Origin of the sequence: Streptomyces sp. NPDC089915 (assembly GCF_040684675.1) — a bacterium.
In the GTDB taxonomy this organism is placed as follows: domain Bacteria; phylum Actinomycetota; class Actinomycetes; order Streptomycetales; family Streptomycetaceae; genus Streptomyces.
This window is the reverse complement of the sequence record NZ_JBFBGN010000064.1, coordinates 1-19274: the sequence shown is the minus strand read 5'-3', so window position 1 is coordinate 19274 and position 19274 is coordinate 1. Positions and strand designations below refer to the sequence as shown.

Annotated in this window: 15 protein-coding genes and 1 pseudogene; 10 read left to right on the top strand and 6 right to left on the bottom strand. The window is 75.4% G+C overall.

Annotated elements, in window-relative coordinates; all coding sequences use genetic code 11:
* The first annotated feature begins 1 nt into the window (after window position 1).
* From AB0O29_RS20120 to AB0O29_RS20110, 3 genes are all read left to right on the top strand, one after another.
* The gene (locus AB0O29_RS20120) at window positions 2-670 is read left to right on the top strand and encodes a response regulator transcription factor (protein WP_365153272.1); all 669 of its coding nucleotides are present in this window, start codon (window positions 2-4) and stop codon (window positions 668-670) included.
* Window positions 671-787: 117 nt separating this feature from the next.
* Window positions 788-2845, top strand: coding sequence for a histidine kinase (locus tag AB0O29_RS20115; protein ID WP_365153271.1), 2058 nt, complete (start codon window positions 788-790; stop codon window positions 2843-2845).
* Window positions 2846-2943: 98 nt separating this feature from the next.
* Window positions 2944-3201 carry a hypothetical protein gene (locus AB0O29_RS20110; RefSeq protein WP_365153270.1) on the top strand — a complete coding sequence of 86 codons (258 nt, stop codon included), beginning with the start codon at window positions 2944-2946 and terminating at the stop codon, window positions 3199-3201.
* Between the two features lie 96 nt (window positions 3202-3297).
* Here AB0O29_RS20110 and AB0O29_RS20105 read toward each other — a convergent pair whose 3' ends face one another.
* Window positions 3298-5211, bottom strand: coding sequence for a hypothetical protein (locus tag AB0O29_RS20105; protein WP_365153269.1), 1914 nt, complete (start codon window positions 5209-5211; stop codon window positions 3298-3300).
* 325 nt (window positions 5212-5536) lie between these two features.
* Between AB0O29_RS20105 and AB0O29_RS20100 the strand changes: the two genes are divergently transcribed.
* The 4 genes from AB0O29_RS20100 to AB0O29_RS20085 all read left to right on the top strand — a co-directional run bounded on the left by AB0O29_RS20100 (window position 5537) and on the right by AB0O29_RS20085 (window position 12619).
* Window positions 5537-6973, top strand: a complete 1437-nt coding sequence (locus AB0O29_RS20100; RefSeq protein ID WP_365153268.1) for a multicopper oxidase domain-containing protein — start codon at window positions 5537-5539, stop codon at window positions 6971-6973.
* A gap of 156 nt (window positions 6974-7129) precedes the next feature.
* Window positions 7130-10321 (top strand): amidohydrolase family protein, encoded by a 3192-nt coding sequence (locus AB0O29_RS20095; RefSeq protein WP_365153267.1) that lies wholly within the window; start codon window positions 7130-7132, stop codon window positions 10319-10321.
* 64 nt (window positions 10322-10385) lie between these two features.
* Complete coding sequence (locus tag AB0O29_RS20090) at window positions 10386-11906, top strand: alpha/beta hydrolase (RefSeq protein ID WP_365153266.1); 1521 nt, start codon at window positions 10386-10388, stop codon at window positions 11904-11906.
* A gap of 44 nt (window positions 11907-11950) precedes the next feature.
* The gene (locus AB0O29_RS20085) at window positions 11951-12619 is read left to right on the top strand and encodes a DUF2278 family protein (protein WP_365153265.1); all 669 of its coding nucleotides are present in this window, start codon (window positions 11951-11953) and stop codon (window positions 12617-12619) included.
* Between the two features lie 146 nt (window positions 12620-12765).
* On the opposite strand, the gene AB0O29_RS20080 is transcribed toward AB0O29_RS20085, so the two are convergent.
* Window positions 12766-13200, bottom strand: coding sequence for a CBS domain-containing protein (locus tag AB0O29_RS20080; RefSeq protein ID WP_365153264.1), 435 nt, complete (start codon window positions 13198-13200; stop codon window positions 12766-12768).
* Between the two features lie 153 nt (window positions 13201-13353).
* On the opposite strand from AB0O29_RS20080, the gene AB0O29_RS20075 reads away from it, so the two are divergent.
* Entirely contained in the window at window positions 13354-13938 is a 585-nt protein-coding gene (locus AB0O29_RS20075) for a TetR/AcrR family transcriptional regulator (RefSeq protein WP_365153263.1), read from the top strand.
* 105 nt (window positions 13939-14043) lie between these two features.
* On the top strand, window positions 14044-14802 hold the full coding sequence (locus tag AB0O29_RS20070; protein WP_365153262.1) for an SDR family oxidoreductase: 759 nt from the start codon (window positions 14044-14046) through the stop codon (window positions 14800-14802).
* Between the two features lie 4 nt (window positions 14803-14806).
* Here AB0O29_RS20070 and AB0O29_RS20065 read toward each other — a convergent pair whose 3' ends face one another.
* The gene (locus AB0O29_RS20065; protein WP_365153261.1) at window positions 14807-16354 is read right to left on the bottom strand and encodes an alpha/beta hydrolase; all 1548 of its coding nucleotides are present in this window, start codon (window positions 16352-16354) and stop codon (window positions 14807-14809) included.
* A 125-nt stretch (window positions 16355-16479) separates the two neighbouring features.
* A complete protein-coding gene (locus AB0O29_RS20060) occupies window positions 16480-17145 on the bottom strand; it encodes a hypothetical protein (RefSeq protein ID WP_365153260.1) in 666 nt (221 codons plus the stop codon).
* Between the two features lie 203 nt (window positions 17146-17348).
* Between AB0O29_RS20060 and AB0O29_RS20055 the strand changes: the two genes are divergently transcribed.
* Window positions 17349-17897 carry a hypothetical protein gene (locus AB0O29_RS20055; protein WP_365153259.1) on the top strand — a complete coding sequence of 183 codons (549 nt, stop codon included), beginning with the start codon at window positions 17349-17351 and terminating at the stop codon, window positions 17895-17897.
* A gap of 21 nt (window positions 17898-17918) precedes the next feature.
* Here the strand turns inward: AB0O29_RS20055 and AB0O29_RS20050 are convergent, their stop codons facing one another.
* A complete protein-coding gene (locus AB0O29_RS20050) occupies window positions 17919-18962 on the bottom strand; it encodes a methyltransferase (RefSeq protein WP_365153258.1) in 1044 nt (347 codons plus the stop codon).
* Window positions 18963-19190: 228 nt separating this feature from the next.
* Window positions 19191-19274: pseudogene (locus AB0O29_RS20045) on the bottom strand (IS5/IS1182 family transposase); the annotation flags it as partial.

Sequence of the window (19274 nt, the reverse complement as noted above, 5' to 3'; positions counted from 1 at the left end):
CGTGCACGAAGAGGACCGCGCCATCCCCCGCGTCTTGATCGTCGACGACCACCCCCTCTTCCGCGAGGGCCTGCGGGCCGCCCTGGAGAGCACCGGCGCCGCCCTCGTCGTCGCCGAGGCCGAGACGGGCGGCCAGGTCCCCGAGGCGGTCGACGCCCACCGCCCCGACGTCGTCGTGATGGACCTGTCCCTGCCCGACGTATCGGGGATCGAGGCCACCCGCCGCCTCGCCGCCAGCCACCCCGGACTGCCGGTCCTCATGCTCACCATGTCCGACGACGACGGCAGCCTCCTCGCCGCCCTCCAGGCGGGCGCCCGCGGGTACGTGGTCAAGGGCGCGGGCTCCGAGGAGGTCCTGCACGCCCTGCGCACGGTCGCCGCGGGCGGCGCCGTCTTCGGCTCGGAGATCGCCGCCCGGCTCTCCGCGCTCCTGACGGGCGGCCACCGGCGCGACGCGGGGCAGCTCTTCCCCGCGCTGACCTCCCGCGAGGTCGAGGTGCTCGAACTGATCGCCCGGGGCCACGACAACCGGCACATCGCCCGCGCACTGGTCCTCTCCGAGAAGACGGTCCGCAACCACATCACCCACGTGTTCGAGAAGCTCCAGGTCACCTCCCGCGCGGAGGCCGTCGCCCGGGCCCGGGACGCCGGCCTGGGCGAGGACGGCTGAGGACCCGGACGCGGCCCCGGACCCGGGAACCGGAAACCGGGACGACCGCCCCATGCGCCCGGGACCCGGGGCGCACCAGGCTGGAAACCAACGCACCGAGCGGCCGGGGAGGCCGACATGCGCACAGCGAACCGGACCACGGCGAGCACGCCCCGTTCGGGGCCCGAGATGCTGCCCGCGTACACCGTCTGCGTCCTCACCATGGGCTCCGCGGTCGCCTGGGGCGTGATCACCCTCACCCACCTGAACCATCCCGCCCTGGAACACCTGCGGCTGCACCTCGCCGCCGACCACGTCCTCGTGGGCCTGGGCATCGCGCTGACCGGCATGGTCTTCGCGGCCCGCCGCACCGCGCGCCTGCTGGGCGCCCTGATGCTCTGCTCCGGCTGCCTGCTGACCCTGGCCCAGCTGGTACCGCTGATCGCCGTCGTCCGCGGCGCCGGCCCGGGCGTGCTCACCGCGGTGTTCGTCTTGGTGATGGTCGCCTTCACCCTGATCAACGGCATCATCTACCCGATGCCGCTGTGGCTGCCGACCGGCCGCTTCCCCCGGGGCTGGGGGCCGCCGTACGTGACGTTCACGGCCGTCTTCAGCGCCCTCCAGCAGTACCACGCCTTCACCCACACCGGCTTCGTCTACTACGGGGTCCCCAGCCCCCTCGCCGACTCCGCCTGGGCCGACCTGGAGGGCGTGCTCACCCCGTGGATGGACACCGCGGCCCGCTGGGTGCCGCCGGTCATCGCGGGCACCGGCATCCTCATCATGCTGGTCCGCTGGCCCCGCGCCCCGAAGTCCGAGCGCCCCTACGCGATCCTGGCGGTGCCGTACGTCCTGTGGCTCGTGGTGATCGGCCTCAACGAGTACGGCGACCCCCCGATGGGCTTCGAGGTGGTCCTCGTCTACCTCGCCGCCGCCTCCTGGCCGGCCACCGTGGGCTACGTCCACGTCCGGGACCGCACCTGGGCCCTGGACCGCGCCGGGCGCCGGATCCTGACCGCCTTCGTCCTCACCTTCGCCTTCTTCATGGCCTACGCGGGCGGCGCCTTCGTCCTCGACTACTTCGCCCCCGGCTCGCTCAGCCCCGAGGCCGGGCTGATGGCCTGCCTCACCCTGCTGGTGGGCGCCCTGCTGCGGCCGACCGCCCGCTGGTCCGCCCGGCTCGTCGACCGCTACTACTACGGCGAACGGGCCCAGCCCTACCAGGCCGTCCGCGCCCTCGCCGACCGCCTCGGCCAGGCCCTCGACCCCGGCGAGATGCCGAGGCTGCTGTGCGACACCGTCGTCCGCACCCTCCGGCTGCCGGCCGCCCGCCTGGTGGTCCACACCCGCCACGGCGACCGCGAACTGGTCCGCCTGGGCACGCCCGGAGGCCTCGACGAGGCCTTCCCGCTGGTCCACCGGGGCAAGGCCATCGGCCACCTCCACGTCCCGCCCCGCGCCGGGGAACTCGCCCTCGACCAGCAGGACCGCGAGGCCGTGCGGATCCTGGCCGGGCACAGCGCCCCGGCCGTCGCCTCCCTCCAGCTCTACGAGGAGCTCCAGTCCAGCCGCGAACAGATCGTCCTGGCCCGCGAGGAGGAACGCCGCAGACTGCGCCACGACCTCCACGACGGCCTGGGACCGGCCCTGTCCGGGCTGCGCCTCCAGGTCGACGCGGCCCGTACGGCCATACCGCCCGGCGGGCGGGCCAACGCCTCCCTGGCCACCGTCTCCGAGGGCATCGGGCGGGCCATCGACGAACTGCGCCGCATCACCGGGGGCCTGGCCCCCGCCGCACTCGACGGCGCCGACCTGCCGCGCGCCCTGCGCCAGCTCGCCGAACACCTGGGCCGCACCCTGCGCATCACCGTCAGCCTCGCCCCCGACCCCTTCCCCGGGCTGCCGGCCGCCGTGGAGGTGGCCCTGTACCGGATCGCGGCCGAAGCCCTCAACAACGTGGTCCGGCACGCCCGGGCCGGGCACGCGCACGCGGCCGTGGTGCTGACCCCGGAGGCGGTGACGGTGGAGGTGCGCGACGACGGCGCCGGAGTCCCCGAGGACGGCCGCCGCGACGGCGGCGTGGGCCTGCGCTCGATGGCCGAGCGCGCCGAGGAGCTGGGCGGCACCTTCGCCCTGGTCAGCTCGGGCGCCGGGACCGTCGTCAGGGCGGTGCTCCCGCGTACGGCCGGGACCTGAGCGGGACCTGGGGACCATGTGCCCGGGACGCGGGCCTCCGTACGTTGATGGTCCGGAGCTCGAACGGGCCCCGGACCCACAGGAAGAAGGAACCCGAGATGAACGCGAAGAAGCTCTCCCGCATCGCACCGGTCGCACTCGTGGCCGCGGGCGTGGTCCTCTCCGGCCCGGTGGCGCTGGCGGCCCCGCAGCACCAGGCGTCCTCGGCCGCCTCGGTCGTCGACCACCGCTCGTCGGGGAAGAAGGGCCCCTACTCCAGCAGGGGATCCTGCGAATCGGCCGGCCGGTCGGGCCACTACAGGAGCTACCACTGCTCCTACGAGAACTACAAGTGGTGGCTGTACTACTCCTCCTGACCGGAGGCACCCCCCCCTCCGCCGGGGCCCGGGACACCAGTCCCGGGCCCCGGCCCTTCGCGCGCCCCGGCCGGCGCGGCGTTGCGGACCAGCGGGTCAGCCGCGGGCCTTCGGCGGGGTCTGCGCCCCCCGGCCGTCCTGCGCCGCCAGGGTCAGCAGCACCAGCGCGTCCGTCCAGCCGAGCGGGACGACGGCCTTCGGCCGGCCCTGCGCGTCCACCGTCTCCGGCAGCTCGCCGAGCAGGTTGCGCTGGGCCAGCACCCAGTCGAGCACCGCGCCGCCCTTCGCCCGCTCGCCCGAGGCGGACCAGGCCAGGGCGAAGAACGAGGTGCTCGCCGTCCAGGAGATGTCGCCCCAGGGGGCGTCGGGGTCGCTGCCCGGAACCAGCCCGCCGTTGGAGCGCCGCAGCACCCGGTAGGTGTCGTCGAGTGCCCGGGACAGTCCCGCGGGCGCCGTGTTGAACGGCGGCGCCATGAACGCCGCCGCGCTGTCCCGCCCGTGCAGCCCGTCGACCGTGCGCGCGTACCCCAGCGGCGCGAACCGCTTCGCGATGCCCGCCTCCAGCCGCCCGGCGGCCTGCGCCCAGCGCCCGGCGTCCGCGTCCCGGCCCAGTTCCCGGGCGAGGTCGGAGGCGGCGTTCAGCCCGGCCAGCAGCGGGGCGGCGGTGCCGATGTTGGCGGTCGACGTGGGCAGCTCCCAGTAGTCGGGCGAGGCGGGCGGCAGCCCCTCCCCGTCCAGCGAGCCGGCGGTGAAGTCGGCGGCCTTCGCCAGCGCCGGGTAGAGGGCCCGCAGCCGCTCCGTCCGGCCCGCCGCCGGCGCCGTCCGGTACCACTGCCAGGCCGCCCAGGGCACCCAGCCGTTCGCGTCGAGCTGCCAGCGCCGGTCGTCCGGCGGGCCCGACCCGTCGAGGCGGGTCCGGGCCTCCCAGGTGCCGTCAGGCCGCTGCGTCCCGGCGTTGTAGCGCAGGATCCGGTACGCCTCCTCGTCATGGCCCGTGTGCGCGAACGCGGCCGCCGCGAAGGCCGAGTCCCGGGGCCAGGAGAAGTCCCAGAACGGGTACCAGGCCGCCGCGAAGGCCCCGTTGGGCCGCAGCAGCGCCCGCATCGACAGCAGCGCCCGCTCGGCCCCCTCGCGCCGGGCCCCCTGGCCGCCCGGGACCGTGCCCGAGGCCAGCCAGCGCCGGGACTCGGCGATCTGCGCGAGCGCCCCCGGATCGTCCGCCGGGACCACCCGCGACCTCGCCGCGCCCGCCGGAAGGTAGCGCCACCGCCCGGACGGCAGCTCCAGCACGTTGCTGCCCGGCAGGTAGCGGGCGCCGACGGCGAAGGCCGGGTCGACCGCCTCCACCGCCCCGCCCGCGTCCGACAGCAGGCCCGCCGTCCGGGCCGGCTTCAGCGAGGCCGGCACGTAACAGGCCTCCACCTCACCGCACCGCTCCGCCCCGGACGGGTTCACGTAGAAGGCGAACCGGCCCGCACCCTCCCGCCAGCCGCCCCCGGCCTCCTCGTACATCGCACCGGCCGCGGTCCCCGCCGCGACCCCGCGCGTCCCGTACCAGACGACCGGCTTGTTCTCGGCCGTCGTGGCCTGGGCGAACAGCCAGTAACGGGCGCCCGGCCGGATCGCGGCGGCCAGCGGGACCTCCACCCAGCCCGCGCCCGGCCCGCCCAGGGCGGCCAGGTCGACGGCGGCGTCCGCGACCGCGGAAGCGGGGTCGTCCCGGACGGTGCGGACCTGCACCCGCACCCTCCCCGTCGCCGCCGCGCTGTTCAGGTAGAGGCTCACCCGGTCCAGCCGGGCGGCCCCGGTGCTGAACTCCTGGGCCCCCGCGTTCCCGCCGCCCCTGATCCCGGCCAGGGCCACCTCGTGCCCCGCCTGGCGGTCCGGGGCGGCCTGCCGCCCGGCCCGGTCGGGGTGCCCGCCCGCGGCGGCCGCCCCGGCCGTCCCGTGCGCCGCCTGCAGCAGCGTCGTGAGCAGGGCGGTGGCCGTCAGCACGGACCGTGTGCGCATCACGCATTGCCTCCACTGTGATGAACCGTCAAAAAGCCTGGCAGAGCACGTGGACGGTGCTATTCATCCAATATCCCCGGCCAGGGCGCCACGTTGGTCCCGTGCGCGCGCACCACGCCCGAGACACACCGTGAAGTCGCCCGTTCGGACCAGCCCTTCACGGCTCCTCCACAGCCGCACCAGCGCGGCACCACCGGCCTCGCGCAGGCTCTCCTCGTCCAGCACCGCACGCGCGTGCGACCACCCGACCGACCGGCACACGAGGCGCCGGGCCAGTACCCACGGGGGAACAGTGATCACTCGACGGACCGCACTCAAGGCAGGCGTGGCCGCCACCAGCATCGTCGGCACCGGCGGCATGCTGCTGCCCGTCGTGAACGCCACCGCGAAGGAGCCCGCTCGCGCCGCCGCGGCCGAGCTCGACGCCGCCGGCATAACCAAGTTCGTCCAGAAGATGCCGCTGCCCCCGGTCCTGACGCCCTACCTCAACACCGGCAGCACCAGCTACTACCGGATGACCCTCAAGGAGGCCGTGAAGGAGATCGTGCCGGGGCTGCGCACCCCGCTGCGCACCTTCAACGGCTCCTTCCCGGGCCCGGTCATCAAGGCGGAGTCCAACCGCCGTGTGGTGATCAAGCAGACGAACAACCTCGCCGTGCCCACCTCGATCCACCTGCACGGCGCCCACGTGCCGCAGGACAGCGACGGCTCCCCGATGGACCTGATCCCGTCCGGCGGCGGCACCAAGACGTACACGTACCCCAACACCCAGCCGCACGCGAACCTGTGGTTCCACGACCACGCCCACCACATGGAGTCGGAGAACGTCTTCCGCGGGATGACGGGCACCTACATCCTCACCGACGACGTCGAGCGCCGGCTGCCGCTGCCCGCAGGCCAGTACGACGTGCCGATCTCGCTGCGCGACGCGCGCTTCCTGGAGAACGGCGAACTCGTCTACGCCATGGGCGACTTCATGAAGCGCAACGTGGTCCTCGCCAACGGCAAGGCCTGGCCCTACTTCGAGGTGGCGTCCCGCAAGTACCGCTTCCGCCTCACCAACACCTCCAACCAGCGCTTCTTCGACCTCTCCCTGGCCGACGACTCCGAGCTGGTGCAGATCGGCACCGACGGCGGCCTGCTCCCGGCCCCGTACCGCACGAACGTCGTCAAGATCAGCCCCGGCGAGCGCGCCGACGTGGTCATCGACTTCTCCCGCTACCCGGTCGGCACCGTCATCGAGCTCCGCAACAAGGACATCGCCCCCTTCGAGTCGGCGGACGTGGTCGGCAAGGTGCTCCAGTTCCGCGTCACCCGCACCGCCCCGGACCACAGCTCCGTGCCGGAGCGGCTGCGCACCCTGCCCCCGCTGGGCACGGCCACCGTCAACCGCGAAGTCGACATGCGGATGGACGAGGCCCCCGGCGGCAGCGCGTACATCAATGGCAAGACGTACGACATGGACCGGATCGACACCGAGATCGCCTACGGTGCCACCGAGATCTGGACCGTGCACAACTCCAACAAGATCGCCCCGCACAACTTCCACATGCACCTCGTCCAGTTCCGGGTGCTGGAGCGCAACGGCCAGCCGGTCACCTCCGGCCCCGAGACCGGCCTCAAGGACACCGTCCCGCTCAAGGCGGGCGAGACCGTCAAGGTCCAGGCCACCTTCACCGGATACCGGGGCACCTACGTGTACCACTGCCACCTGTTCGACCACGGCGCCATGGGCATGATGGCCAATATGCGCATCTCCTGACGCCCCGTCCCCCGCTTATCCTCACCCCGGCGGCCGATGGGCCCGCCGGGGTGAGCCCGTGTCCGGGCCCGTTGCCCCGGCAGGGGCCGGGTCGTTCGACCGTCCGACGGGACCGGCGGGCGGGACCGGGGGACGGGAGGGGCGTTCACGATGCGGATGGCGCGCAGGACGGTACTGGGGGCGGCTTCGGCGGGGGCCCTGGCCGCGCTCCTCGGACACCCCCCGGCCGAGGCGGCGCCGGCCCCCGCGGCCGGCCCGGCCCCCGGCGGGCCGGCGGAGCCCGTGCGGCTGCGGTTCACCCGTACGACCAACGGCGCGGCCACCGCCACCGCCGCCGGGGACCGCGTGATCGCCGAGGTCCAGGGCGTCCTGTGGTCGCTGCCGCCCGACGGCTCCCCGGCGGCCCGGCTCACCCCGCCCGACCTGGAACCCGGCCGGCCCGTGCTCTCCCCGGACGGCGGCCGCGTCGCCATGAGCGCCTACCGGGGCGGCAACTTCCACATCTGGGTGATGCGCGCCGACGGCACCGGACTGCGCCGGCTCACCGACGGCCCCTTCGACCACCGCGCCCCCGCCTGGTCGCCCGACGGCCGCACCCTCGCCTTCTGCTCCGAACGCGGTGGCGACCCCGTGGCGGGCAGCCCGTACCGGATCTGGACCGTGGCCCTCGGGGACGGCGGCCTGCGCCGCCTCACCGGCCTGCCCGGACAGGACGGCCCGGACCAGGGCGGCGCCTGGGAGGACTTCGACCCCGTCTTCACCCCCGACGGCTCCCGCGTGCTGTTCGTCCGCGCCGCCGCCGGCGGAGAGACCCTGACCGCCCGCACCCTCGCCTCCGCGGCCGCCGACGGAACCGGCCCCGTCCGCACCGAACACACCGCCGCCGAGGGCGGCCTGCTCGCCCCCGCCCTCTCCCCGGCCGGCCGTACCGCCTGGCTGTGCACCACCCCCGGCCCCCGCAAGGCCGAACACCTCACCCTCTGGGCCGACGGGCGCCCCGTCGACCTCGACGGCGACCTCGCCCCGGCGCCCCCGCGCTGGCTCGGCGACGACCGCCTGCTGATCACCCTCGACGGGCGGTTCCGCACCGTCCGCCCGCACCGCGACCGCACCGGCGAGGAGATCCCCCTCGACGCCACCCTCGAAGTGGCCCGCCCCCGCTACCGGGTCAAGGAGTACGCCCTGGAGGCCGAACGGCCCCTGCCCGTACGGGGGATCCACCTGCCCGCCCTCTCGCCCGACGGCCGCCGCGTGGCCTTCGCCGCCCTCGGCGCCCTCTGGGTCGCCGACGCCGCCGGGGGAGCCCCGCGCAGGATCGTCCAGGCCAAGACCACCGCCTACCCCCAGAACCCGGTGTGGAGCCCGGACGGCCGCGCCCTGCTCTACACCGACGACCGCGACGGGCTCAACACCGTGCGCCGCCGCGAACTCGCCGACGGCCGGGAGACCGTCCTGTCCCCGCCCGGCCGGGTCTACGGCTCCCTCTCCCCGGACGGCACCCGCCTGGCCGCCCTCGACCTCTCCGGCCGGCTCCTCGTCCGGACCCTCGCCACCGGCGAGGAGACCCCCCTGGCCACCGCCCTCGGCGGCGGCGGACTGCCCAGCCCGCCCAGTTGGTCGCCCGACGGGCGCTTCCTCGCGCTCTGCGACCGCAACCGGCTCAGCCGCCGCTTCCGCGAGGGCTACAACCTGATCCGGATCGTCGACACCGCCACCGGCGCCGCCCGCCTCCACGCCCTCGCCCCGCACGCCTCGCTCTCCGACCGCTACGCCTCCGGCCCCGTCTGGTCCCCCGACGGCCGCTTCCTGGCCTGCGTCAGCGAGTCCGCCCTGTGGCTGCTGCCGGTCGCCCCCGACGGCACCCCCACCGGGGCGCCCCGCCGGCTCGGCGACGAGAGCGCCGACCACCCCTCCTGGTCCGGGGACTCCCGCACCCTGCTCTACCAGTCCGCCGGCCGCCTGCGCCTGCTCCCCCTCGATCCCGGCGGCGCCCCGGCCGGAGCCCCGCGCACCGTCCCCGTCGCCCTCACCCACCGCCGGCCCGCCCCCGTGGACACCGTCGTCCACGCCGGCCTGCTGTGGGACGGCACCGGCACCCCGCCCCGCGCCGACGTCGACGTCCTCGTCAGCGGCGGCCGGGTCACCGCCGTCGAACCCCACCGCCCGGGCCGCCGGACCGCCCGCACCGTCGACGCCTCCCGGGGCACCGTCCTGCCCGGCCTGTGGGACTCCCACGTCCACCCGTACCCGTACACCTACGGGGCCCGCCAGGGCGTACTGCACCTCGCCTACGGGGTCACCACCGCCGTCTCCCTCGGCGGCTCCGCCTACGAACAGGCCCGCCTGCGCGAGGACGTCCGCGCCGGGCTGCTCGCGGCGCCCCGGCTGCTGGCGGGCGGGGAACTCCTCGACGGCTCCCGCGTCGCCTACAGCATGGGCCGCGCCCACCGCACCCCCGAGGGCCTGACCCGCTCGCTGGCCCGGGCCGCCGCCCTGGACTGGGACTTCGTCAAGACCTACGTCCGCGCCCCCTACGCCGCCATGGAACAGGCGACCCGCTTCGCCCACGAACGGCTCGGCGTCCTGGCCGGCAGCCACCTGTGCGCCCCCGGAATCCAGTCCGGACAGGACCTGACCACCCATCTGATCGCCACCGAACGAGCCGAGTACGGCCACGGCGCCACCCCCGGCGGCCACACCGAAGAGGACACCCTGGAGGTCTACGCGCACGGCCGCTTCGACCTGATCGCCACCCCCTTCACCGCCTTCCCGCTGATCGGCGCCGACCCCTCCCTGACCGCCGACCGGCGGGTCACCGCCCTGATGCCGCCCTGGGACGCGTCCGCGCTCCGGGCGGCCGCCGGAACGCCGCCCACCGCCGAGCAACTCGCCGCCCTGGAACGGGAGGTCGGCGTCTACCGGTCCGTCCTGGCCGGCGGCGGACGCGTCGCCCTGGGCACCGACGCCCCCCTCACCCCCGTCGGCCTCCACCTCCACCTCGCCCTGCGCGCCCTGCACCGCTACGGCCTCTCCCCGGCCGAGGCCCTCACCACCGCCACCCGCACCCCGGCCCGCGTCTTCGGCGCCGACGCCCACCTGGGCACCGTCGAACCCGGCAAGTACGCCGACCTCACCCTCGTCGACGGCGACCCCTTCACGGACTTCGACGACCTGGTCCGGATCCGCGCGGTCCTGCGCGCCGGCACCCTCCACGAACGCGCCGACCTGGAGGCCGCCTTCCCAGAGCCCCCCGAGCCCCCCGCCGCCACCCCGGCCGCCTGGCACCCGGTCCTGCACCAGATGCGCCGCGACGCCTGCTGCAACACCCCCGCCCTCCAAGGGGGTTAACCCCACCGCGCGGCCACCGGGCTCCCGGATGGGGCGCGGGGCCCGGGCCGACGAGGCTTACGCCATGACGACGCACCGGACCACGCCCCTCCTGCTCGCCCTCGCCACCGCGACCGCGCTGACCGCGGCCGCCGCACCCGCCGCCTCGGCGGCGCCGGCGGCCGCCGACGGCCCCCGCGGCTCCGCACCCCGCCTCGACTGGCGCCCCTGCGCCAAGCCGGGCGGCCCCGCCACCCAGGAGTGCGCCGACCTCCCCGTCCCGCTCGACTACGCCGACCCGGACGGCCCGCGGATCAGCGTGGCCGTCTCCCGCATCCGCAGCGAGCGCCCCGGGGCCCGCCGCGGCACCCTCGTCGTCATCCCCGGCGGACCCGGCGGCTCCGGCGTCCAGCGCCTGACGCAGAAGGGCGCCGCCCTCGGCAAGCAGCTCGACGGCGCCTACGACCTCGTCGCCCTCGACCCCCGGGGCGTCGGCGGCAGCACCACGGCGGGCTGCGGCCTGGCCCCCGAGGACCGCTTCCTCACCACCCTGCGCTCCTGGCCCGGCCAGGACGGGGACGTCACCGAGAACCTGGCCCGCTCCCAGCGGTTCGCCGAGGCCTGCGCCGCCAACGGCGGAGCCGTCCTGCGCAGCTTCACCACCGCCAACCAGGTCCGCGACATGGACCGGCTGCGCGCGGCCCTCGGCGAGCGGAAGCTCTCGGCCTGGGGCGTCTCGTACGGCACCTACGTGGGCGCCGTCTACGCCCAGACCTACCCCGGGCGCACCGACCGCTGGGTCCTCGACAGCAGCGGCGACCCCGACCCGAAGCGGGTCGCCCGGGGCTGGCTCGCCAACATGGGCAAGGGCGCCGACGACCGCTTCCCCGACTTCGCCGCGTGGGCCGCCCACCCCGGCCGGGACGCCGAGGGACTGCGCCTGGCGCAGAGCCCGGAGGAGGTGCGGCCCCTCGTGCTCTCCCTCGCCGAGGCCCTGGACCGCGCCCCGCGCCCCTCCACCACCCCGGGCGTCCCCCTGACCGGCAGCGGCCTGCGCCAGGCCCTGCAGAACGCCCTCTACTCGGACTCCGCCTTCCCCGGCCTCGCCCGGCTCCTGCTCACCCTGCGGGACCCGCAGGCCGTCCCCGTCCTGCCGCCCGAGCTGGCCCAGCCGCTGCGCGACCAGGACGCCTCGCAGACGGCCGCGGTCATCTGCAACGACGTGGCCTGGCCCCTGCTGCCGGCCGCCGACCAGCAGCGCGCCGTGGACGAGGACCGGGCCCGCCACCCGCTGACCGGGGGCATGCCCGTCAACGTCACCCCCTGCTCCTTCTGGAAGACCGCGCCCGCCGCGCCGCCGACCCGGATCACCGACCGGGGCCCGTCGAACATCCTCATGGTCCAGAGCCGCAAGGACCCCGCGACGCCGTACTCCGAGAGCCTGAGGATGCGCGCGGCGCTGGGGGAGCGGGCGGTGCTGGTCACGGTCGAACAGGGCGGCCACGGCGTCTACCTCGGCAACGGCAACGCCTGCGGCGACGCCGCCGTCACCCGCTTCCTGACCACCGGCACCCGCCCCGCCCGGGACACCGACTGCCCGAACTGACCCCGCTGCCGGGTCCCCGCCCGGCCCGGTGGTTGACTGGCCGCATGCCGCTCGACTCCTACGGCGTGCTCGCGGGAACCCTGCACCGCCACTTCCGCGACCGCCCCGAGACCCCGGGGAGCCCGCTCCGCGTCGGCCTGGAGGTGGACGCGCCCGCCGGCCGCCACCACTGCGCCGTCGGCCTGGGCGCGGACGGCGAGGGGCCGGGGCGTGGGCCGGCCGGCGTCCGGTGGAAGACGCTCCGGCTGGCCGCCTCCGTCCTCGACCCGGTGCCGGCCCTGGGCCCCGGCTACCACGAGCTGTCGCCGTACTCCGGCTCGGGCGCCCTCGACCACCTGCGCCATCCGGCCCTCGCGGACCGTTCGGGCCGCCTGCCCGCCCCGCTGCGCAGGCTCCGGGACCGGCTGAGCCCGCCGCACCCCTGGGTCCGGGGATCCGGATCCGACGCCGCCGCGGCCCTGGAGGCGCTGCTGGTGCCGGGCCGGGAGGTCCTGGTCTTCGGCGCGCCCTCCGCGCGGGGCCTCGGGATGCACGACGTCCACCGCAACCAGGGCGACCCGTACGGCGGCCGGTGGTGGTCCCGCAACGGCACCTGGCAGGACGGGGCCGTCCTCACCCGGCGCCCGGACGGCTGGTACGACGTCTTCCTGAGCGCGTTCGCCCCGCAGGCGGACCGCACCGACGCCGAAGGCCGTCCCGCCGAGGAGAACTGACGGCACGCCGTCCCGGCCCCGGACACCACAGTGGGCCGGCCGGGCTCGGGAAGCCCGGCCGGCCCACTGCCACTTCGCTGACCGTTCGTATCAACGAGGGTGCCGGCGGGGGGTTACGGGCATCCGCCGGCGGATGCGGAGCGCGGTCAGTTCGCCGCGTAGACGCGGACCGCGAACTCCGCGATCTCCGCGTCCGACAGGTTCTTCGCGAGATTGGCCTCGGTGATCATCCCGATGAGCCGGTGCCCGCCGGCCACGTCGATGACCGGCAGCCGCTTGATCTGGTGGATCTCCATCGTGTCCACCGCCTCCTGGGCGTTGCCGTCGGCGTCCACCCAGTGCAGCGTCCCGGCGAGCTCCCCGGCCTTCACCGCGGCCGGGTCCCGGCCCTCGGCGCAGCACTTGACGACGATGTCGCGGTCGGTGATCAGCCCCTGGAGGCGTTCGTCGTCCCCGCAGATGGGCAGGCAGCCGACGTTCAGATCGCGCATCATGCGCGAGGCGTCCAGCAGGGACTGGTCCTCCCGGACGCACTGCACACCCTTGGTCATGATGTCCCGGGCCCGCAGGTTCCTGGTCATGGTTCCTCCTTGGCTCTCCGAGCGGTTCCGCGGTCGTGTACGCCCTTCCCTACGAGCACAGCACGGATGGGCCCGCGCGGCGCGCCGAACCGGTGGCCCGTACCGCCGCATCATTCTTGACCGTTCGTTCCAAATGGCTTTATGATCATCGACGTGGCCAGGACCAAGGAATTCGATCCGGACGCCGCGCTCCAGTCGGCCCTCGAGCTGTTCTGGCGCCGCGGTTACGAGGCGACGTCCGTCGCGGATCTCGTCGAGCACCTCGGCATCGGGCGCGCCAGCATCTACGCGACCTTCGGCAGCAAGCACGAGCTCTACCTGAAGGCGCTCGACCGCTACGCCGAGACCCAGAACCCGCTGCTCCTGTCGGAGCTGTCCCGGCCGGGGCCCGCGCTGCCCGCCGTACGGGAGGTGGTCCGCCGCTTCGCCGCGGAGGCGGCCGCCCCAGGGCGGCGGGAGACCGGCTGTTTCGTCACCAACACCGCCGCCGAGCTGGCCGCGCACGACGGCGCCGCCGCCCGCCGGGTCGAGGCGAACTGGGACCGCTTCGAGACCCTGCTGCACTCCGCGCTCGTCCGGGCCCGCGCCCAGGGTGAGCTGCCCGAGGGGCGCGACCCGCGCACGCTCGCCCGCATGCTGCTGGTCCTGCTCCAGGGCGTCCGGATCGTCGGCAAGGCCTCGGACGACCCGGCCAGGGTGCGGGACGCGGCCGAACAGGCCCTGGCCCTGCTGGACTGACCTCACCCCGTACGGGGAGCCCTCCGGGGCCCTCTTCCGCACGCCTTCATTCTGAACCGATCGTTCAAATATGGGCCTCAGGGGCCCTCAAGGGAGTCACCGAAGATGAACCGCTTCACCGGCAAGACCGTCCTCGTGACCGGCGCGGGCTCCGGCATCGGCCGCGCCGTCGCCCTCGCCTTCGCCGCCGAGGGCGCCAACGTGGTCGCCGCCGGGCGCACCGCCGCCCCGCTGGAGGAGACCGTCGCCCTCATCACGGCCGCCGGCGGCACCGCCGCCGCCGTCCCCGCCGACGTCACCGACTCCGGCCGGCTCGCCGCCCTCGTGCGCGAGACCGCGGACCGCTTCGGCGGGCTCGACGTGGCCGTCAACAACGCCGGGATCCTGCGCGGCACCGTCCCCGCCGCCGACATAGCCGAGGAGGACTGGGACGCCGTGCTGCGCACCAACGTCACCGGCGTCTGGCTGGCGATGAAGCACGAGATCGCCCACATGCGCGCGAACGGCGGCGGGGTCATCGTCAACGTCTCCTCCAACCTGGGCGCCCACACGCGCATCCCGAACGCCGCCGCCTACGTCACCTCGAAGGCGGCCGTCGCCGCCCTCACCCGCGCCGCCGCCCTCGACCACATCCGCGACGGCGTCCGCATCAACGCGGTCAGCCCCGGCGCCACCGCCGCGCCCATGTCGCTGCGCCCGGGCGAGACCGAGGCCGACCGCGTCGAGCGGATCAAGCACGAGAACCCCCTCGGCCGGCTCGCGGAGGCCGAGGAGATCGCGGCGGCCGTGCTCTACCTGGCGTCGCCGCAGGCCGGCGCCGTCGTCGGCACCGACCTGGTGGTCGACAGCGGCTCCTCGGCCTGACGGCCTACCGGCCGGCGGCCGGTCCCGGCAGCGGCCTGCCCTCGCAGGTGGCGTCCCCGGCCGGCATCCGGCCGTCGACGAGGAAGCCCTCCACGTACGCGTCCACGCAGGGGTTGTGCGACTGGTAGACGCCGTGGTCGCCGCCGCCGACGGTGATCAGCCGGGACCCGGCCGTCCCCCGGTGGGCCCGCAGCGCGCCCTCGTAGTACGTGGCCGGGTCGTGGAGCGAGTTGAGCATCATGACCGGCGGCAGCCCGCGCCCGGTGACCTCCACCCGGGGCGCCCGGGAGCGCGGCCAGGAGGCGCAGACCGAGGCGAAGGTCAGCTCGCGGGCCCCGGCCATCGGGTACGCGGCGCCGTCGGCCGCGCTCCGGCGCACCCAGTAGGCGCTGTCGTGGTTCCAGGGGGTGTCCTGGCAGATGACGGAGAAGAAGTCCGCCGCGAACTGCGCCGCCAGCGGGTGCTTCAGCTTCTCGGCCAGGGCCTTGCGGGCGGCCGGCGGGGCCGCCTGCGGCTGCTCCAGGACGCCGAGCAGCAGCGCCAGGTCGGGGAAGCGGTCGCCGCTGTAGATGATGGAGGTGGCGGCGGCGTCCAGGTGGTTGGGGGTGACCGTCGTCCCCTCCAGGTCCAGCGGGTGCTCGCCCAGCGAACTCCGCAGCCGCTCGTACGAGGCCTTGGCCTCCTCGGCGGTCCTCCCCTGGTGGTACGTCGCGTCGTTCGCGGCGAGCCAGGGCAGGAAGTCCTGCTCGAACCGGCGCTGGAAGCTCATCGGCTGGCCCGTCAGGAAGTCCTGCCAGCCGCCGGTGAAGCCGATGTTGCTGTCGAGCACCACCCGGTCGACCCGGCGCGGGAACTCGGTCGCGTAGTAGGCGCCGAGGAACGTGGCGTACGAGGGGCCGTAGTAGGACACCTTCGACTCGCCGAGCAGGGCCCGGAACAGGTCCATGTCGTGCACGGCCTGGTCGGTGGTGATGTAGGGGAGCAGGTCGCCCGACCGCCGCTCGCAGTCCCGTACGAAGCTCCGCGCCCGCTCCACGGTGGCGGCCGAGGCCTGCGGGGAGCTGTCGCGCAGGTCACCGCTGGTGAACAGGGCGTCCACGCTGTCCTGGTCGGAGCAGACCACCGGGGTGCTGGCCCCGACCCCGCGCTGGTCGAAGCCGACGATGTCGTACGCGGCCGCCAGCTTCGGCGCGTACGAGGCCAGCCCGGCGGGCCGGCCCAGCCCCGAGGCGCCCGGTCCGCCGGCCGCCATCATCAGCACGCCCCGCCGCGCGGCGGGATCCGCGGACCGGTGCCGGGACACCGCGACGGTCAGGTCCGCCCCCGCGCCCGGGTGGTACCAGTCGCGCGGCACCGTCATGGAGGCGCACTCCAGCGCACCGGACTGGCACGGCTGCCAGTCCAGGCGCTGCTGCGCGTACCGCGCGGGCACCGGGGCCGCGCCGCCCTTCGCCGCGGCGGCGCTCGCCGGGGACGCGGGCAGGGCGACGAGGGCGAGCAGCCCGCAGGCGGCCGCCGTGGCCCACCGCGCGGGCTTCTTGAACAGGTGCATGTGGGTGGTTCCCCCCGGTCGGAGCGGCGTTTCGGTACACCCCGATCCTCCGAGAACGCGGCCCCCCGGACGATCCCCCCACTGCCCGTATCGGGGGTGGTGCCAGCACCACCCCCGCCTCCCTCCTAGCTGACGAACTCCCCGTCGCCGTACCGGACCTCGGCCTCGTTCCAGTCGACCCCGAGGCCGGCGGTGAACCGGCGGGCGAGCGGCAGGTCGGCGACCGGGGCGATCAGGATCAGCCGTCCCCCGAGGGTGACGGACCCGCCGCCGAGCTCCTCGCGCGCCCGCGGGTCGGCGGCGAGCGCCTCGCGCAGCCGGGCGGCGCTGACGCCGGAGGCGCGGATCTCGACCGAGTCGGTCTCCGGAGAGGTGCGCGGCAGGCAGCGGAAGGTCAGCACCGACTCCTGGTGGTACTGCTTGGCGATGACTCCCGCGATGTGGTTCAGCCCGTCCCGGCCGACCCGGTCGACGTCGAACTCCCGCGAGCGCTCGTACGTGGTCTGCTTCAGGTCACCGGACCAGAACACCCCGTCCAGCAGGGTCGAACGCCCCGCCGCCGCGCCGTTGGCCTCGATGATCCCCCGCACCTCGCGGTCGAAGCGGATCAGGTGTGTTTTCAGCCGGGGATCGCCGGGATCGGTGATGACGGCGGTGTTGTCGGTGGCGAAGACCTCCCCGGCCGGGCAGTGCGAGGCCGCCGATGCCGCCGGGCTGGCCTGGGCGGTGCCCGCTCCCGCCGTTCCCAGCGCCAGGACCCCGGCGACGACCAGCACACGCAACCGCTTCATGCTCAACTCCCTGGATGTGGGCCCCTGCTGCCTCACCCCGGGGCCGCGGCGGCCCCATCCTAGGAGCCGGAGCGGGCGGTTCACGCCGTCTTACCGCATATGGCGGATATCGGGCGGTGCCGCTCCCTTCCGCCCCGCCGCCGGAAGGTTGACGTGAGAGCGGGCGCCGCCGGGGGTATGGCTCATCCCCGGGAGGGGGAGACGTGACGGCTGGAACGAAGGACGCGGTCCGGGCCCTGGCCCTCCTCGGATCCGGGGCGGTCCTCGCCCTCGCCGGATGGCTGGTCTGGCTCCTGCCCGGACCCCAGCTGGTCGCCGTCCTCGGCCTGCGGCCCGTGGACGGCACCCTGGCCGTGTCCGAGTGCTACGCGGCCCGCGACGCGGAGGGCTACCCGGGCGGCACCGAGTGCGAGGGCGTCTACACCCCGCGCGGCTCCGGCGCCCCGCGCCGCGAGGTGCTGCTGGAGGCGGCCGCGGCCGCGTACCGGCCGGGCAGCGCCGTACCGGTCCGCATCGTCAGGGGGAAGGCGTACGAACCGTCCGGCCCGGCGGTCGGGCACGCCGGCGCCGTCACCGGCTTCCTGCTCGTCCCCTTCCTCGCCCTCGCCTCCTGGCTGCTGCGGTGGGCCCGCCGCGGCAGGGGAGGGAAGGGGGAGGCCCATCTGATCGCCGCGCTGGCCGGGCTGGCCGCCGTGTTCGTGCTCAGCGTGGCGGCCGCGCTGCTCTTCCCGCTCGTGACCGCCGTCCTGTGACCCCGGGCGGCCGGGCGCCGGTCACACCGCGACCGCCTCGATCACCGACGGCAGCGCGGCCGTCGGCAGGATCCGCCGCAGCCGGAACCCCGCGCGCGACAACAGCCCCTCGAACTCGGCGGCGGTCCGCTCGCGCCCCTCGACGACCATCAGCATCACGATGTCCAGTGCCACCGCCGGATGCGGCACCCCGCCCCCGGGCAGCACCGCGTCCACGACCAGAAGCCGCGTCCCCGGCGCCGCCGCGCGGCGGACCGAGCCGAGGATGCGCAGCGCGTCCTCGTCGTTCCAGTCGTGCAGGATGTGCTTGAGCAGGTAGAGGTCCCCGCCGGACGGAACGGCCTCGAAGAAGTCCCCGCCCTCGGTGCGCCACCGCCCCGCCCGCGCGGGCCCGTCCAGGAGGTGTTCGGCGACGGTGGCCGGCCGGTCGAAGAGCACGCCGTCCAGCCCGGGCGCCCGGTCCAGCACGGCCCGCAGCAGTCCGCCCCGGCCGCCGCCCACGTCGACCACCCGCCCCCGCTCGGGGAACGCGTAGCTCCGCGCGATGAGTTCGTCCTCGCGGCCGGACAGCGAGGCCATGCCCGTGTCGAAGACGGCACGGTCCTCGGGGGACTTGTGCAGGTGCTCGAAGAAGGGGCTCCCGTACGCCAGCTCGAAGGAGGACCGCCCGCCGCGGAGGGTCTCCGGCAGCTCGGCGGCGGACCGCGTGAACATCGGATCGGTGATCATCAGCACACCGGCGTGCTGCGAGTCCTCGACGTCGGTCCGCAGCGGCCGCCCGGCGGGCTCCAGCCGGAACCGGCCCCGCTCGTCCTCGTGGAACAGGCCCCGGACCGCGAGCAGCCGCAGCAGGCGGCGCAGCGCGGCGGCGTCGGTGCCGCTGAGCGCGGCGAGCTCCTCGGGCGTGCGGGGGCCGTCGGCGAGGTGGTCGGGGATCCGGTGTACGGCCACCGCCCGCAGGGCCGCGGAGTGGACGTGGCCGAACATCACCTCGTTCAGCGCCGGGGGAGCGGAGGAGGCGGTGGCCGGGTGGTGGTCTTCGGGGGATGCGTCGGGGCCGGTCACGGGCGCGCTCCTGTCGTCTCGGCGGGTACCGCACCGCCATGGTGGCCCGCCGGGGCCACCGCCCGGGCGGTTTCCGGCGCGGCCGCCCGCCGTCAAGTCGACTTCCGGGCAGACCGGGACGGGGGCCGCGCCCACGCCGTCGGGGCCCGCGCCGCCCCGGGCGGGCCGGCACGCGGCCGCGCCCACACCCGCGATGCCCGCACCCGGCCCTAGGGCCTGTCCGCAATGTCAGGTGGGGAGCCATAGTCGCAGGCAGGCGAGGGTGACCAGGGCTTGGTAGTGGCGGGCTCGTTTGTCGTAGCGGGTGGCGAG

Coding starts and splice junctions, on each gene's coding strand:
- AB0O29_RS20115 (WP_365153271.1), top strand. CDS start 788: ATGCGCACAGCGAACCGGACCACGGCGAGCACGCCCCGTTCGGGGCCC.
- AB0O29_RS20110 (WP_365153270.1), top strand. CDS start 2,944: ATGAACGCGAAGAAGCTCTCCCGCATCGCACCGGTCGCACTCGTGGCC.
- AB0O29_RS20105 (WP_365153269.1), bottom strand. CDS start 5,211: ATGCGCACACGGTCCGTGCTGACGGCCACCGCCCTGCTCACGACGCTG.
- AB0O29_RS20095 (WP_365153267.1), top strand. CDS start 7,130: ATGGCGCGCAGGACGGTACTGGGGGCGGCTTCGGCGGGGGCCCTGGCC.
- AB0O29_RS20090 (WP_365153266.1), top strand. CDS start 10,386: ATGACGACGCACCGGACCACGCCCCTCCTGCTCGCCCTCGCCACCGCG.
- AB0O29_RS20085 (WP_365153265.1), top strand. CDS start 11,951: ATGCCGCTCGACTCCTACGGCGTGCTCGCGGGAACCCTGCACCGCCAC.
- AB0O29_RS20080 (WP_365153264.1), bottom strand. CDS start 13,200: ATGACCAGGAACCTGCGGGCCCGGGACATCATGACCAAGGGTGTGCAG.
- AB0O29_RS20070 (WP_365153262.1), top strand. CDS start 14,044: ATGAACCGCTTCACCGGCAAGACCGTCCTCGTGACCGGCGCGGGCTCC.
- AB0O29_RS20065 (WP_365153261.1), bottom strand. CDS start 16,354: ATGCACCTGTTCAAGAAGCCCGCGCGGTGGGCCACGGCGGCCGCCTGC.
- AB0O29_RS20060 (WP_365153260.1), bottom strand. CDS start 17,145: ATGAAGCGGTTGCGTGTGCTGGTCGTCGCCGGGGTCCTGGCGCTGGGA.